Raw genomic sequence first — 15,853 nt, 5'->3', positions numbered from 1 at the left:
TTCCACAAATGTACCATCGTCAATCATGAATGACACAAATGTATCATCAATCGTTCTGGACCGCCTGAGCCAGGAGTGGGACGCCCTTACCCCCGAGGCGCAGAAAGCCGCTCGGTACGTGCTGGAAAACCCAACGGATGTTGGGGTTTCAACCGTGCGCGAGATTGCCGAGGCGGCCAAGGTCAAACCCAATACCTTCGTGCGCATGGCCCGGCAGGTGGGCTTCGAAGGGTATGAAGATTTCCGGGCCCCCTTCCGCGAAGCGATTCGACGGGGCAACGTGTCGTTTCCAGACCGCGCGCGCTGGTTGCAGGACATTGGCAAGTCAGGGGAACTGGGTGGGCTTTATGCCGATATGGTGGGTGCGGCGATCCGCAATATCGAAGAAACCTTTGCCGGGATCGATGCCGCAACTCTGAAAGCCGCTGCCGAGGATATCTGGAATTGCCGCCAGATCTTCACGCTGGGCGTCGGCGTCAACAACTCGAACGCGCGCAATTTCACTTATCTTGCGTCAACCGGGATGAAGCAGTTCCACGCGATTCCGCGCCCCGGCTCGACCCCGGTGGATGATCTGGCCTGGGCCGATGAACAGGACGTGCTGATCGCGATCACCTGCCACCCCTATCGCACCGAAGTCATCGAGGCGATCAAGCTGGCTCGTCAACAGGGTCTGACCGTCATCGGTATTTCCGACAGCCCGGCTAGCCCGGTGATCCTGAACGCCCATCATGGTTTTGTCGTCGCCGCCGACACGCCGCAATTCTTTCCGTCCTCCGTTTCGACGATTGCCTTGCTGGAAACTCTGCTGTCCTTCGTGATCGCAGTGTCCAGCGATGAGATCGTCGAGCGGGTGGAACGGTTTCACCAACGCAGACACCAACTTGGCCTCTACGCGGAGGAGCCCGAATGAACGCACCCCTGACCCACTCCCTGGACGCGCGATACTATGTCGACCCTGCGATTTTCGAGCAGGAAATGCAGGGGCTTCTGGCCCGAACGTGGCAGTTTGCGGGCCATGTCGCGCAGGTCCGGGAAACGGGGGACTACTTTGCGTTTGAGATCGCCGGCCAGAACTTGTTCTGCATTCGCGGCCGCGACGGCGAAATCCGCACATTCTATAACGTCTGCCAGCATCGCGCGCATGAAATGGTCACCGGCGCGGGCAACACGCGTGTCGTCGTCTGCCCCTACCACGCCTGGACTTATGAGCTGTCCGGCCAATTGCGCGCCGGACCGAACATCAAATCCGTCCCCGGGTTCGACCGCAGCGCCATTTGCCTGACCTCGGTGCGCACCGAAGTGTTCAACGGTTTCATTTTCGTCAACCTCGATGACGACGCCGCGCCGATGGATGAATGGTACCCCGGCGTGCGCGAGGAAATCCGCGCATTCGTTCCGCATATCGACGATCTGGAACCGCTGGAATGGGTGGAGATCCCCGAAAACTGCAACTGGAAGGTCAGTGTCGAGAACTACTCGGAATGCTATCACTGCCCGACCAACCACCCGACCTTTGCCGAAGGTGTGGTCAAGCCCGAGACCTATGACATTCAGCCCGACGCGGGCGGCGGCTACGTCCTGCGTCACACGACGGAATGCCAGAGCCTCGACAAGATGACCTACCCCATCGACCTGTCGGTACCGCACGCAGGCGATTACCAATCGTGGTTCCTGTGGCCGATGTTCTCGTTCCAGTGTTACCCCGGCAATGTGCTGAACACCTATCACTGGCGCGCGGTTGATGCCGATCACTGCACCGTCTGGCGCGGCTGGTACACCGAGGGAGGCTCGGACAGTGCGGTCATCCGGCAATTGGCGGTCCAGGACCGTGAAACGACGGTTGAGGAAGACATCCGCCTTGTGGAATCCGTTCATCGCGGGCTCAAGTCGCGGGGCTATCGCCCCGGACCGCTTGTTCTGGATCCGGGCTGTGGGGTGATGTCGGAACATTCCATCGCGCGGCTTCAGCAATGGATGCGCGAGGCTGTGGATTAGTGGCCGAGGTTGCACGCTGATGCTGATGCCTGAAGTCTGGCGCCCGGAACACAAACTGTTCCGCCATCAGGTCGGGTTCACCTGCCCGCCGTTCGATTTTGACGCCGCGCCCTCGGATTTCCTGCGCATGTGCCCCGAAACGGTGGGCGTTCACGGGTGGATGCTGCATGTGCCGGATTATGTGCACGGGTTGGATCAGCGGAGAAAGAACTTTGGCATGCTCGAAGACTTCGTGCACTGCATGTCCCGCAACGGTGTGGATGTCTGCGGTCAGGTCGGTTCGAATTGGGTCCATGCCTGCGGGCTGGGCGTGGAAGGCGTTCGGCAACACTGCGAAGACCTGTCAGACAAATATGAAACCCGCTTTCACATGGCAGGATATGCCATGGTCGAGGCATTGCGTGACCTGAATGTCGAAAAGGTTGCCCTGAACGCCGCCTATCATTGGCCGGAATGGTGGCAGGGCACGGTCGGTTTCTTGAAAGAAGCCGGGTTTGATGTGGTCTGGGCCGGGAATTTCCACGATCAGGGCTGGTTCGACAGTCAGGAAGAAGTCAATTCCTGTCGCTGGGTCTTTGACGGCGATCTGGCACTGAAAAGCTTTGAATATGTGGCCGACAAGGCACCTCAGGCCGAAGCGATCCTGATCAATGGCATGTGCAATTTCCGCACCGGACCCGGTGGCTTGCCCCAGCGCCCGCTGCATCTGGCCGATACGCTAGAAGACGCGCTGGGCAAACCGGTGATCGGCCACGACATCGCGCTTTACTGGCGCATCTTCAAATCCCTCGGTATCGCACCCGACAAACCGCACGGGCAATTGCTGAAACGTCTTGAGTTATTCGAGAGGCCATGACCATGCACAAAATCCTCGCGCTCTGGGCCGTGCCCAGATCCACGTCAACCGCATTCGAGTGGATGATGCGGCAACGCGGTGATCTCGACTGCCTGCACGAGCCCTTCGGCGAGGCGTGGTATCAGGGTGAAGACCCGCTTTGGCATCGGTTCCAACCGGGTGATGTGACAACACCGGGCCTGACACTGGACAGCGTGTGGCTGGACATTCAGCAGCGGGCGAAACGGGGGCCGGTCTTTCTCAAGGATTTTCCGCATTACATCAACCACATGTGGGATGCCGAGTTTCTGTCGCATTTCACCCACGCCTTCCTGATCCGGGACCCGGCCAAGACCATCACTTCGATGTACAAGCAATGGCCGGACTTTGCCGAAGGCGAGGTTGGCTTTCCCGAACAGCGCGCGCTGTTCGATCTGTTGACGGCGTTGAACGGAACGCCGCCGCCGGTCATTGACAGCGATGACCTGCTGGAAGACCCACACGGCATGACCCGGGCCTTCTGTGACGCGGTGGGAATCCCATTCATCCAAGAGGCGCTGACATGGGAACCGGGCGGTGATCCGTCCGCCCTCAGTTGGTGGGACGGCGGGTCGTTCCATGGCAACCTGGCGAAATCGACCGGGCTTGCCCCGCAGCCCCGCACGCATATCGACATCGCGGACGCGCCAGACCGTGTGAAACAGGTGCACCGCAGGATGAAACCGCATTACGATCACCTTTACAGACACCGCCTGACACACTGACACACCGGAGACCCGCAATGGCCGACATTTTCGACGAAGACCTGTTTCTGAAAGGACTGGAGCAAAGGAAGAACACGCTGGGCGCAGAGTATGTGGAAAAAAACCTTGCTGCCGCCGACGACTTCACCCGCCCGTTTCAAGAAGCCATGACGGCCTGGTGCTGGGGGTTTGGGTGGGGCGACGACGTGATCGACGCCAAGACCCGGTCGATGATGAACCTGTCGATGATCGGTGCACTGGGCAAGATGCATGAATGGGAAATCCACTGCCGGGGCGCCATCAACAACGGGGTTTCAAAGGAAGAAATCCGCGCCATCATCCACGTGGTCGGGATATATTGCGGTGTTCCTCAGGCGCTGGAGTGTTTTCGCGTGGCCCGCAAGGTGTTGGAAGAAACCTGACGACCCGTCACAAACCGGCCGCCGACAACAGCCGCACGCCTTTTTCGTAGTGTTGCCTGTTCTTGAAACAGCCGGGCCAGGCCCAGCGTTCGGCCGTAAAGCCCGGCTGCAATTCCAGAATCTGCCGGGCATGTCGACGCGCCAGGGAATGGTTCCCGGCGGCGGCGGACAGCATGCACAGCACGACCCTGGGGCGAACGCGTCCCGGGTCAACCCGCAACACGTTATGGGCATGCTGCCACGCGGCCTTGTCCCCGGTCATCATCATTGCGATTGCCAGATTTGCTTCGATCCAAATGGGCGGATGCGGCGTCAACGCCAACGCTTTCTTGCAGACCGAAACACCTTCTTCGGCCCGGTCATCATACACCAACAGGATGCCGTAATATCCCAACAATTCCGGGCTTCCACTGAAACGTTCCACGACGGCAAGCATCAAGCTGCAAGCCTCTGACGTGTTGCCGGCAACACTGTGGGTAAAAGCATGGAGAGCCGAGCAATACGGGTCAGTCGGGTTCAGGTTGCGCAACTGTTTGCATTCGGCCTCTACCATTGCCAGCGTCTCGGCCGGGTTTGCATCCATGCCCAGACGGATCATGTCCAAATGACAGAAACCGATCGCCACACGGGCCGGCAGGTATCCGGGGTCAAACTCGAGACAGGCGCGGTATTGACGGATGGCATCCTGCAACCCGTCTTCCGTTGCCTGGCTTTCCAATATGCGCGCTTTCTGGAACGCAGACCAGGCCTCGGTCGAAGTGACACGGCTTGACCAGATTTCTGACCAATACCCGTCGCGCAATCGCAGTTGGAGCGCCTCGACGACCTTCATGGCGATTTCTTCGACCGCGTCGAATGTTTCCTTCGCACGAAAGCGGAACCGCTGTGTCCAAAGGCACACCTGATCCGCGGTTGACGTCAATTGAGCGGCCACCCGCAAGCCTTCCGCGCCAACCACGCTGCCGCTGAGAACATAACCTTCAACCGGGCCTTCCTGCCTGCGCGCGTCACGCAGTTCGATTACGTCAGACATTGTGCCGAGAAGAAACATGAGTTCGTCTCGTATGGAGGAGGCAGCGATGCTGATATCCGGCGTTTCCCCGACAACTTCAAAAGGCTCAACCACAACCGCTGGACGCAAACGCCCCCAATGCACCGGTAAACCGCGGCCCGCCAGAACCGGTCCGTCTGAGTCTGTATCGATGTCCCAATAGGCCTGCCGTTCAACCGTCAGCCATGCCTCGAACTCGGGGTCGGCAACGTCCAACCCTTCCAGCAATTCAGCCCGATCGGGACTGAGCTGCTCGTCAAACAGATCAACCTCGACTGCTGCCAGATTGATCGACACCGTTTCACGGGTGATTTCAAGAATATCAAGTCTGTGCTTGGAAAAGTGCTTGCTGAGAACACTCAGCTCTTTGCGCAGCGACGCCGCGCCTTGTGCGGGCGAACTCTCGCTCCAGAGCTTGTCCTGCAACCAAGCCCTGCTACGTATCGCGTTTTTCGACAGAAGCACCAAAGCAAGAAGAGCTTTCGCTTTGGTGCCCCGAGGCGTCACATCCTGACCGTCGTCACGGATAATCTGAAACGGTCCGGTCAAAAAAACCTTGGTTTTTGCCTCAGTCACTAACGGCCCTCAAAAACGTTCGGGGGTTGTCGTTAACCGCTGCATCCAAATATGACGATACCGCCCATCGCTTCATAGGCCAGTTTGCAGCACCATGACTCGTGATCGGGGTTCGGATCCGGCTTTTTGTCACTCAGGTCCGGAACAACGATATGAACCAGATCCTTCGTGTCATAGACAAACCTGACCTCTGGGTTACCACTGTCCGCAAGGATTTCTTGAATTTTGCGTTCCGCCGCGTCCTGATCATCTTGCGACCCCAGCGCACGGCCGCGCGCGGCATTCAGAACTTCGCACCCCAAGTCTTTCAACGAATAATTCGGGTTGATTGCCAAACGAGCCATGTAAAATCTCCTTCTCAAACAACAATGCCCACTTGTATACCCCGTTATATGCTTATCCGGAAATGAAAATGACCGACACGTTGATAGAACGCGCTGAAACTGCTCGGCTAATTTCCAAACCCTCGTTTGCCGAATTCCCCAAAGATGCGCCGATCCACGCGGCTTTTCGCTTGATCGAGCTGCGCGACGGAGCTCTGCCCCCTAAGGGCGGGATGGGTCATCGCGTGTCTTTCGGCACTGGCCGCACACCGGAAGAGGCGGCGCGGCTGGCCGGGTTCGAGGCGATTGAGCGCTATGCCTTGCAATACAGTACCGAAGCACCACAAACCCGCGAAAGCCTGATCGCGTCGGATGGCGCATCCCATGTGATGCCAAACGACGCGCTTGCACTGGGTGTTCCGGGCAGTGACGGAAAGGTCACTTCGAAAGGTGCCGCGGCTGGCCCGACACATGAAGCCGCCGCGCTGTGGGCGGCGCTGGAGTGTTTGGAACACGCTCTTGGATCGCAGGGGTTTGACCACCTGGCGCCGGACACGGTCCTGCCCCATGATTTGACGCAGTGGCTGCACGTCCAACTGCGGCAACTGAGCCTTCACATCCTCGAAGTTCCGGGCATCGGCCTTCTGCTGCGCGCGGTCTGCGCAGATGCGGATGGCGGCAGGCCGACCTATGGATCGGCGCTTTCCGCAAATCTGGCGCAGGGCGTCTGGCACGCAGCATCCGAGGCGGTGGTGTCCTGGCGCAACATGGTGATGCTTGAACACAACGGTGTAACGGATCACGGCATGGATGCTGAACAGGCCCGTCTGTTCCGGCTTTATCGTGGCGCGCAGAATGACCGGCCTGTTGCTCCGACGCGGTTGTACGACGTGCAGGCGTGGGACAGCCCGAACCCATCGCTGACGACGGTATTGACAGCGGCAAGTCGCGCCCTCGGTCGTCCGGTTGCGGTTTTTGACATGACCGCACCTGAAATTCCCCTGCCGGTGGTCAAAGCCGTAGCAGTTTGAGCACCTGTCAGGATCCGTCTCTGAGAAAGCGTGTCGTGTCGCCGTTGGTCTCTGCCTTGCAACGGTCCGCGAATTCCAAAAGCTGCCTGCAACGTTCGGTCTCGGGCAGGCTGCGGACAACCCGCCCTGAATCAACATGCGGAATTTCAACAAATTCGACACGGGTGATCACGCGTGGCCTGGCGGCAACTGTGATCATCGGGCCGACCTCGATCAGGCTGGCCAGAGCATAGCCCGAGACAGGGCGCGCCGAAGGGCCTGTTCCCAGCGTGATATCATCCAGAAACCGGGGATCGTCGTCGGCAGGCCCGAATTCAAGGCGCATGTGCATTCCCGACGCACCGCGACTGAACCGGACCCAGCCCCGAGGCAACCTGCCCGCACCCACAAACAGTCGTGATGTATGGAATGCCTGAATATACAGCCCAAGCGGATCAGAGAATGCCATCGCCCGACCCGCATGTGACGTGCCACAGTTCCCCGCGGCCAGTTCAAGCGTATCGCTCACCAGGCGGATCCCTGCATGCCCGCAGTACAGATCCTGCCGGTTCGCGAAATCAAGAACTTCTTCAAGCCGGGCGCGCCGGTTGCTCTCGCCGTCCTTCACGAGATACGGGAAGGAAGAAAAATGTATGGTCTGGATCAGACCGGTCAAACGGTTCGTGCCCTTGGCCAGAAACAGGGCATGCTGGATATTCAACGGATGTTCCGGCGGATGCGCGTGATCCCTACCCACCAGCCTTTTGTGAAAGCGGGCCGCGCGCTCGGACACATCCATCGACATCCATACCGACCGTGAGACTTCAAACAGATCCTTGCAGGAGTAGAAGCGCCCGGTCACTGATGCGACCACCGACAGGAAGTGATCGAGATCGAACACCGCCATGAACTGCCACCACTCCACAAACTCGGTAGTGGCCACAAATCGCTTCGGGCGCAGCCTGCCACCGGCATCGGGTCGCATTACCAACGTGTATTCAAGATATTCATTGTGCAGCTCAACCCTGCCGGACCAGCCTTGGTCACACACGCGCGCCGCCAGCTCATCGCCCAGACAGTCCCGCGGTTCCCGGGGATCGGCGCGCCATCTGAACCCATTCGAAGGTTGGCCCGCCTCGATGTCACGCGGATCCATGACCAGAAACGGGCTGACGCCCTGCACGTCGAATATGTTCTGAATGCTTGAGTTCCACGCTGACCGGGTGGCTTCGTTCACGCCTTGATCAGCAAGTCCCGGCGATTGGAATACAGACATCAAAGAACACCGTTGGGCTTCAGAGACACTAGAATGGAAAGTCAGAGGTCGATGCCCGTAGGTTTTCAATTCCGACGGGGCGATCGCCACCGGTGACGCACAAGGAAGCATCATGTAGACCGACCTGTCATGGGGTCTGATACATTCATCCTGCCCACCCCGCCTGTTCAGGCAAATGACGGGTCCACCACAATTCGGGCGTACTGTTCACAATGTGGATTTCGCTACCGCAAGAACGACCGCCAACGATGTTGAGGCGATCTCCATCAAATGTTTCAAGCGACATTTTCGCGGCCCCCCGGAAATTCGCCATCTGTTCGGCCAGAATGCCCACTGCAACGCGTTCACCCATTCGGATACTGTCGAAATAGTCGCTGTAGAAATGTACCCCTGCAAAATTGCGCCCGATCGCGATATTTGCAGCCAACTTGTTCAGCTCGCCATTCAGCGTAAGCTTCGCTGCGCTGTCCTCTGGCCGCACGGACTCAACCAGTTTCATTCCACCCGGAGCCGGAACAAAGACGCGCTCCATACCCGCCTCTGCCAAAGTTACCCGGGACCCGTCCAGCGCGTGCGTTTTAAAGAACGCCTTGAGCAGCGTCGCGCACGCCCCGGCAACTGCGCCATGCGCCGCCCCGTAGGACGGCTGCATTGGCGAGCCCTCGGGATAAGCAACAGGCAACAGCAGGTTGCGATCGATTTGTGGCAGCCCCTTATGAGAAACCGCGTTGTGGGCGAACCGCTTAGTGGCCGGCGCGGAGGCAATGGCTTCCACAAGACTGAAATCTTCGCAGGCGGCGCTTTCCAATTTCTCAAGATGGGCTGCGGCAAACGGTTCCGCTGCCCCAAGCACCGCGCCATGACCATTCGCCACCAAGGTTGCAACGCTGCCCAGCTTTTCAGGGCGGGCGCGGTTGTGCACCTGAAAGGTCTGGCGTCGCACGGCCCGCATTGCCCTGGTCGCGGTTTCTGCCAGCATTGACAGCGCGTGTGATCCGCCCCAATGGGCCCCACTATCCTCCGCACGGGAATTCCAGACTTCGGGCAGACCGTCATCTGCTTGAATACCTCGGCCCAACATCAACAGGCAGGCATTGAAAAAAGCCTGATAGATCGAGTCGAAATGCACATAGGTGGCAAGGTCGCGAGGTGTTTCAATAAACTTCGGGCCACAGGCCTCAAAGGCTTGTTCGCCGGTCGCGTCCGCCCCGTTCTGAACGTCCAGCCACTCGGCCCAGTCCCGCAAATAGTCCACGCCAACGGCCTGTGGGGCAACTCTTTGGTCAACCCGAAATGAACCAAACGGCATTGCCCTTGGCGCAGTTGTATTTGCCAACCACCGCCCTTGCACATGCGCCGCGTCTGATGTCAGCGGGTCGTAACCCTGCAAAAGGAATTGCGACACGTAAGGCCCGTCCGAACAGCCTTGGCTCGAGCCGCGGAACAAAGTTCGCGAAGACAGACCTTCGCCATCTCGGACCCGGCGCGCCGCCGGTACTTTCCCGATCTCGACGCCGCTGGCATCCTTTGGGAAACCGTCTTTGCGGAACCACTCCAACCGGCCAAGGGCGCCAAGCACCTTGTCGGTTCCCTCGGCACCATCCCGAATGGTTTCGAAGGACACATCTCGCAGACAGGCCATCGCATAGAGTTCGGCCATCTCTGCCGCCAATTCATCTGACCCAAGCCTGGGCGCCGGCGCGATACCCAAACCGCCGGCGTCCAATCCATTGAACCCCAACCGATGACCCAGGATTGGCCCTTCCCACGCACGCCATCTAAATTCACCACCCGCTGATGGCGCGGTGCGGAAGGGCCCGGAATAGGCTGGCGTGTCAAACAGCGTCAGCCTGTTTCCTTGATTGTCGGTGCAGGTAGGGTCAGCCACTTCTTCCAGAAATTCGGTATAAACCTGCGCGTCGACAATGCCATTTTCGTCATGCCGCAAGCCCTTGGAAAAGCTCGTGGGCCAAGTCCCGGCAAACAGGTCTGCTTCGCCGTTGTGTCCATCGGCAGCCCTCTCCCGGACGCCAATCGGCGTGTTCGAATGACACTGATCCCGGTTCAATCCACGATTGGGCTTTTCCAGGTCCTGCCAGGGTTCAGACGGAATGATATGTTGCGGCATGTTGCTCTCCCGATCGACGAAGACAACGATTCGCACGACGCCGTTACCGGATCGTGACCGGTCATTCCGACAGGGTTTTTGCCCTGTTCTGAAAGAGATTGGGAATATTCGGGATAGAAAGGGCTTCGATCGCACTGGACACCAAGCCCCGCCGCCGCTTTCCGATCTTTCGAGAAATCGCAGAATCCAATGCAAAACAGGATATCTGGGGCCCAGCCATCTTCGGGCTGAATCTCCCCGAACAGAAAGATAAAGAAAGTTGGATGGCGGAGACGAAGTCCGTATAATCCCTGTTTTCTGGCGTTCGCTGTAATTCGTTACAATTCGTTTTATCGCATGTTTTATAGTGCATTAGTTTCATCCTCACTCGTTGACGTTCACGCGCGTTCATCCTAAATCAAGAAAATATGTGGGAACGAACGTGGGAACGAAATGTCGCTAAGTGTTCAAAAGGTCAAATCGGCACCGCCAGGAAGGCATGGCGACGGCCGCGGGTTATTTCTCTATGTGAAGCCGTCAGGCGCACGCTCTTGGGTGTTGAGGTATCAAGTACAAGGACGCCGGCGCGACCTGGGTTTGGGGTCGTATCCTGACGTGACCCTTGCAATGGCCCGCGACCGCGCAACGGAAGCCCGGCGGCTCATTGTCGAGGGGGAAGACCCGATCGCCAAGAAACAACAAACCAAAGCCAAAACTTTCAAAGAAGCGGCGCAGGAACTGATCGAAAGCAAAAGGTCCGGTTGGAAGAATGCAAAGCACGCCGCGCAATGGACGTCGACACTCGAAACCTACGTGTTTCCAAAGATCGGGCAAATACAGGTTAGCAAGATTGAAACCGCTGACATCATCGGCACGCTGACACCGATCTGGTCTGAAAAACCCGAAACCGCCAACCGTGTGCGCCAAAGGATTGAGTCAGTTCTGGACTACGCGACCGCCCTTGGCATCCGTGCCGGAGACAATCCAGCACGTTGGCGGGGCCATCTGGATCACCTCTTGCCCAAACCTACAAAGGTGCGAGCGGTCAAGCATCACCCAGCATTGCCTCATGCCGAAATTGCAGCTTTCATGTCCGACTTAGGCACCCGGAGTGGCGTCGCCGCGCGCGCATTGGGCTTCACTATCTTAACCGCGGCGCGATCCGGCGAGACACGCGGGGCGACGTGGGCCGAAATCGATCTGGACGCACAACTCTGGACCATTCCTGCCGAACGGATGAAAGCGGGCAAGGAACATCGTGTGCCGTTGAGCGACGCGGCTATCGCGTGTCTTGGTGCGCGCCGTAATGATACGGTGCTGGCCTTTGAAAGCGAAATCAAGCCTGGAAGACCCATTTCCGACATGAGCATGACAGCGGTCCTGCGCCGAATGAAGCGCAACGACATCACAGTACATGGCTTTCGGTCCACTTTTCGCGATTGGGCGGGCGAGACTACTGGCTTCCCACGCGAAGTTATTGAAGCGGCGCTGGCCCATGGCATAAAAGACAAGGCCGAAGCAGCCTACGCACGATCAGATTTGTTCGACAAGCGGCGCGATCTGATGGAAGCGTGGGCTTCGGTCGCAATGAAACGCGAACTGGGCGGCAATGTTGTGACTTTGTCGTGATAGAGCCAATGGGGAGCGTTCTGCTACTGCGAGAGCTCTCACCAAAGGCTTAAATTTGCGCTTTCGCGACTGGAAACTCAGAGTTTTGGTTCTGAAAGGCCGCTTTGGCTAGCACTGGACGTTCGCTGCACCGGGCATGAATGTCTCACATGCGGACGAAGCTGCCATTTGGAATGTGCTTGTGAATGAATGCTGCCCAGCTCAAAGCGGGCATTCAAAACTGAACTATGCGGTTTCGCAAACCGCAACACGAACCACTAGGTCCTATGGGGTGCAGTGTCTGGTGATGTGTCGGGCTGTCTAGTTTGGTTGGGATGGTACTCCCAAGGAACGCAGCAGGCGCTTCCTCATAGGATGGAGATTGTGAAGGCCAAAATCAAAGTCTCCGTCGGCCCAACCGACCGGTGAATGGGTAGTCAGCCCGTGTATGATGAAACTACCACATTCGAAAAACCGCTCACAGCATCCATTCGACCGGTAGCCACCTGACGACTGCAGTAAGCCCTCTCTGAAAGCCACTGGTTTCCGGTTCAGTGGTATGCACAGTGACTGTCCCATCCTGTTCTTCTTGAATCCAAATCATCTCATCGTCTTCCTTCAGATCGACGCGATACGAAAACTCCGGTTTGTCTAATTGCTCAGCCAGTGATGCAGTAATCGTTGGGCTTTCGATCATGATGCCCATTTCAGTGTTGAGATGCGCAGACCTTGGATCGAGGTTATATGAGCCAATGAAGATCCGCTTACCGTCTGAGCCAAAGGTTTTTGCATGCAGCCCTGACGCCGATCCAGCCAGGATCTCTGGCAGGCTTCTGTCGCGATGTTCCCGCCGCAAGGCTCGCAGCTCCAGCAGTTCTACCCCGCTGTTCAACAAATCATATCTATAACGCATATACGCAGCGTGAACCGGCATCACGTCTGTCGCGTCCAAGGAATTGGTCAAGACACGGACCCTAACGCCCGACTTGGCCAATTCCTCCAAGACTTTAGAACCTCGTTCGCCAGGAATAAAATATGCCGAAACAAGGTCCAGTGAGGTCTGTGAACTTTTAGCGAATTCGATCAGTTGTTCGACCATCAGGTCTTCACTTTTAGCTTCGCCCAATCCCTTCGCGGGATCGTCAACAAAAAGGGTGACTTCGCTCCAATCAAACTTCAGATTATGTGCCGCGATGTGGTCGGCCAGTTCACTTTCCTGAATAGCCTTTTGGTAACCTGCGCCAACGGCGGTTTGCCGTGCTGCATCCGCCTTGGATTGCAGGCTGTCTACCGCTGGAGGATCTAAAAATAGTCCAGCATCGTAAGACGAGGCACTGTTCCAGTAGGCGTCGAACGATTGTGAAACCTCGTCCACAATTGGGCCAATGGCTATCGCGTCTAAATCCAGGTAGTGCGTTCCAGCCCCATAGTCGAAATAGATGTCGCCAATGTTGCGCCCCCCAACAATCGTGGCGACCCCGTCTACAGTCATTGATTTGTTGTGCATCCGCCGATTCAGTCGGCTGAAGTCAAATGCATAAGACAGGAGCTTGGGTTTTCTCAGCGTAAACGGATTGAAAATACGCACATTCGCATTGGTAAGAGCGTTTAGCTCTGAAAGCAGTTCGTCCAACCCGGAGATACCGTTGTCGTCGACCAGCAATCTGACCCGAACACCGCGTTCGGCTGCCGCCCTAAGCTCGTCAAGAAGCATAAGGCCGGTGACGTCATTTTGCCAAATATAGTATTGCGCATCAATTGAGGAGGTCGCTTCTCTCGCAAGGATAGCCCTGGCCGCAAATGCGGCGCGTCCATCGCCCAAAGTCCGCACCCCATCGAGTCCGCGGCTGCGTTCAATCGAGTTTTGAATGGTTTCGCCCAAGGGTCCAGCCCAATCGGCGTCTTGTTTAAGCGATTGCTGCGAAAAATTCTCCTCAGGCAGTGGAAAAGCCAACCTTAACACAACAACGGCTAGCGCAATCACCGCTATCAAAATCAAACAAATTCTGATCAGCCGCATTCAGTTTCCTGTATTTGGTGCACCGGGTTGCCCGGTTTGTTGAACTTGAGCTCAAATGTAGTTGAGTTTCTTATTGATCCAAAACAGGATTTCAGCCAGCACTGAAATTGCACCGGCCTCTTCCGTGACTACCAGTGCGGTTCCTGATGTACCAAGCTGTGCACGATCAGACGGAAGGCCTTCTGGGATATCGATAGTTACGATGTAGCTCGACGCGCCTGTAAGTTCGCGCAGGCTAGGCAGCCCGCCCCTCGTATCCAACGCGCCCTCTCGTGTTCCCGGAGGGATTGACCGTATTGTGGTCTCAAATTCCTGACCTGGCATAGTGCCCAAAGCAATCCGGATCGTATCGCCAACTGCCACGTTGGGATAGCTGCTTTGCGGCAACGCCGCAATGAGCAGCCGATCTGAAGGGAGTAGAAAATTCACGGCGCCTTGTAACGTCGTAACACGATTGCCTGGGCGGAGTGAGAGCGCCGTTACAACACCGTCATCCGGCGCTCGAACGACCGTCTGCTGCAATGCCCACTCCGCTTGGGCCAGCGTCTCCTGAACTTCAACGACACCGACGTCGACTCCGTCCACCTGAGCCGCGATGCGTCGTTCAAGGCTCTGCCTACGCGCTTGTGCTGCTCGCAGCCCGGCTTCAAGTTGCTCAATCGTTGAAACGGCTTCCTGCAATTGGAACTCAGCTGCAGCACCGCGTCCGGTAAGCTGGACGATGTCATCGCGACGCTGCACACCGAAAGAAAGTTGGGCTTCAAGAGAATCAATTTCTGCAAGCGCCGCCTCATAGTCTGTCTGTAACTGGTCTGCTGCGGAATGTGCTGATGCGAGCGAGGCTTGAAGTCGGGCAACTTCAGCCGCGTAGGTGGTGTCATCTATTCGAAACAACACATCACCCTTCGCCACCGGTTGGTTTGCCGTGACCGCTACTTCAGTGACTGGGCCGGATACGTTCGGTGCAATGTTGATGACAGCACCTTGCACGGACACAGTCCCGGATGGTGTCGTGTGGTTTAAGGCTCCAACAACAACCAACGCGATGACCAAAGCTCCACCGTACACGATTGTCTTGAAGAACCCGTTCCAAGGCAGGATTTTGAGCTTCGCAAAAACCAGCCAGACAATGCCAAAGTAAAGACCGAGAATAATGAGCATCGTTAATCGCCCTCACTGTGTTTCTTTTGATCCGTTGCCGTCAAAACTCGTGCGTGTAGCTGATGCCAACAAGATCACGTGTTCCGAAACTATTGTCGATATGGCTGCCAAACACGCTGATGCTGTCGTCCGGCGACGCATTGAAGGTAACAACCGCACCAATGGTGTAACCAGAATAGTCGTTGGAACCGGCAGATAGGACACCACCGGTCTTTACAACCCATCGTTCAGACAACGGCTTGAGGCCAAGTATTCCGATATAACCGCCCTTGCTGGCAATTTCAGCGGGAAAGGCATCAGCAAATTCAAAGTCGCTGTTGCTGATCCGACCGTCGGTATAGTTTGCTCCAAGTGCCGGGAACAAAAGCCATCCTTTCGGTTGAACGCCAAACGCGGCAAGCGGCACGAAGGTCCCTATTGCGTATTGCGTTTGTTTGACGCCGCTTTCCAGCTCCTGCTCGGACGCTGAAAAATTAACTATCCCAAAATCGAAGAGATAAGAGCCACCAATGCGCAACTGATCGTCTTCTGAGACCGATATATTGATCTTTATGACAGGCCCAAAAGCAACCGAACCGAAAAGAGTGCCAAAGTCACTATAACGAACGCCGATTTTCGTAACAATTTTGGTCGGATCATCCGATAGTTTTTCGTTTTCTCCGGTCTGCGCCCAAGAAGCGGAAGCAGCTATAGCGAGCATGGTTGCAAGATATTTTCGCGATG

General features: G+C 56.9%; 14 protein-coding genes. 7 read left to right on the top strand and 7 right to left on the bottom strand.

Annotated features, from left to right (window positions below):
* Positions 1-25 precede the first annotated feature (25 nt).
* Genes FIU92_RS00655 through FIU92_RS00635 form a run of 5 tightly spaced genes read left to right on the top strand, consistent with a single transcriptional unit; the run spans position 26 to position 3,998 of the window.
* Entirely contained in the window at positions 26-913 is an 888-nt protein-coding gene (locus FIU92_RS00655) for a MurR/RpiR family transcriptional regulator (RefSeq protein ID WP_152456722.1), read from the top strand.
* On the top strand, positions 910-1,998 hold the full coding sequence (locus FIU92_RS00650; RefSeq protein ID WP_152456721.1) for an aromatic ring-hydroxylating dioxygenase subunit alpha: 1,089 nt from the start codon (positions 910-912) through the stop codon (positions 1,996-1,998). Before FIU92_RS00655 ends, FIU92_RS00650 begins: the two co-directional genes overlap by 4 nt.
* A gap of 19 nt (positions 1,999-2,017) precedes the next feature.
* On the top strand, positions 2,018-2,854 hold the full coding sequence (locus FIU92_RS00645; protein WP_152456720.1) for a hypothetical protein: 837 nt from the start codon (positions 2,018-2,020) through the stop codon (positions 2,852-2,854).
* Positions 2,851-3,597 (top strand): sulfotransferase family protein, encoded by a 747-nt coding sequence (locus tag FIU92_RS00640; protein ID WP_253283969.1) that lies wholly within the window; start codon positions 2,851-2,853, stop codon positions 3,595-3,597. The genes FIU92_RS00645 and FIU92_RS00640 overlap by 4 nt, the downstream gene beginning before the upstream one ends.
* A 17-nt stretch (positions 3,598-3,614) precedes the next feature.
* Positions 3,615-3,998: a carboxymuconolactone decarboxylase family protein gene (locus FIU92_RS00635; RefSeq protein WP_152456719.1), complete on the top strand. Its 384-nt coding sequence runs from the start codon at positions 3,615-3,617 to the stop codon at positions 3,996-3,998.
* A gap of 7 nt (positions 3,999-4,005) precedes the next feature.
* Here the strand turns inward: FIU92_RS00635 and FIU92_RS00630 are convergent, their stop codons facing one another.
* Positions 4,006-5,625, bottom strand: coding sequence for a hypothetical protein (locus tag FIU92_RS00630; protein WP_152456718.1), 1,620 nt, complete (start codon positions 5,623-5,625; stop codon positions 4,006-4,008).
* Positions 5,626-5,657: 32 nt separating this feature from the next.
* Positions 5,658-5,969 (bottom strand): hypothetical protein, encoded by a 312-nt coding sequence (locus tag FIU92_RS00625; RefSeq protein ID WP_152456717.1) that lies wholly within the window; start codon positions 5,967-5,969, stop codon positions 5,658-5,660.
* Between the two features lie 68 nt (positions 5,970-6,037).
* Between FIU92_RS00625 and FIU92_RS00620 the strand changes: the two genes are divergently transcribed.
* Positions 6,038-6,979 (top strand): YcaO-like family protein, encoded by a 942-nt coding sequence (locus tag FIU92_RS00620; protein ID WP_172978443.1) that lies wholly within the window; start codon positions 6,038-6,040, stop codon positions 6,977-6,979.
* Between the two features lie 7 nt (positions 6,980-6,986).
* Here FIU92_RS00620 and FIU92_RS00615 read toward each other — a convergent pair whose 3' ends face one another.
* Positions 6,987-8,234, bottom strand: coding sequence for a hypothetical protein (locus FIU92_RS00615; RefSeq protein ID WP_152456715.1), 1,248 nt, complete (start codon positions 8,232-8,234; stop codon positions 6,987-6,989).
* Between the two features lie 145 nt (positions 8,235-8,379).
* Positions 8,380-10,362: a hypothetical protein gene (locus tag FIU92_RS00610; protein ID WP_152456714.1), complete on the bottom strand. Its 1,983-nt coding sequence runs from the start codon at positions 10,360-10,362 to the stop codon at positions 8,380-8,382.
* 432 nt (positions 10,363-10,794) lie between these two features.
* Here FIU92_RS00610 and FIU92_RS00605 point away from each other — a divergent pair, with 432 nt between their 5' ends.
* Entirely contained in the window at positions 10,795-11,970 is a 1,176-nt protein-coding gene (locus FIU92_RS00605) for an integrase arm-type DNA-binding domain-containing protein (protein WP_152456713.1), read from the top strand.
* A gap of 457 nt (positions 11,971-12,427) precedes the next feature.
* On the opposite strand, the gene FIU92_RS00600 is transcribed toward FIU92_RS00605, so the two are convergent.
* The 3 genes from FIU92_RS00600 to FIU92_RS00590 are packed head-to-tail and all read right to left on the bottom strand — an operon-like array spanning position 12,428 to position 15,830.
* Positions 12,428-13,969, bottom strand: coding sequence for a phospholipase D family protein (locus FIU92_RS00600; RefSeq protein WP_152456712.1), 1,542 nt, complete (start codon positions 13,967-13,969; stop codon positions 12,428-12,430).
* Positions 13,970-14,020: 51 nt separating this feature from the next.
* Complete coding sequence (locus FIU92_RS00595; protein ID WP_152456711.1) at positions 14,021-15,130, bottom strand: HlyD family secretion protein; 1,110 nt, start codon at positions 15,128-15,130, stop codon at positions 14,021-14,023.
* Positions 15,131-15,170: 40 nt separating this feature from the next.
* Positions 15,171-15,830, bottom strand: coding sequence for a hypothetical protein (locus tag FIU92_RS00590; RefSeq protein ID WP_216646553.1), 660 nt, complete (start codon positions 15,828-15,830; stop codon positions 15,171-15,173).
* Positions 15,831-15,853 lie beyond the last annotated feature (23 nt).

It is taken from the genome of Ruegeria sp. THAF33 (assembly GCF_009363615.1).
Taxonomy (GTDB): domain Bacteria; phylum Pseudomonadota; class Alphaproteobacteria; order Rhodobacterales; family Rhodobacteraceae; genus Ruegeria.
This window is presented reverse-complemented; position numbering and strand designations above follow the sequence as displayed.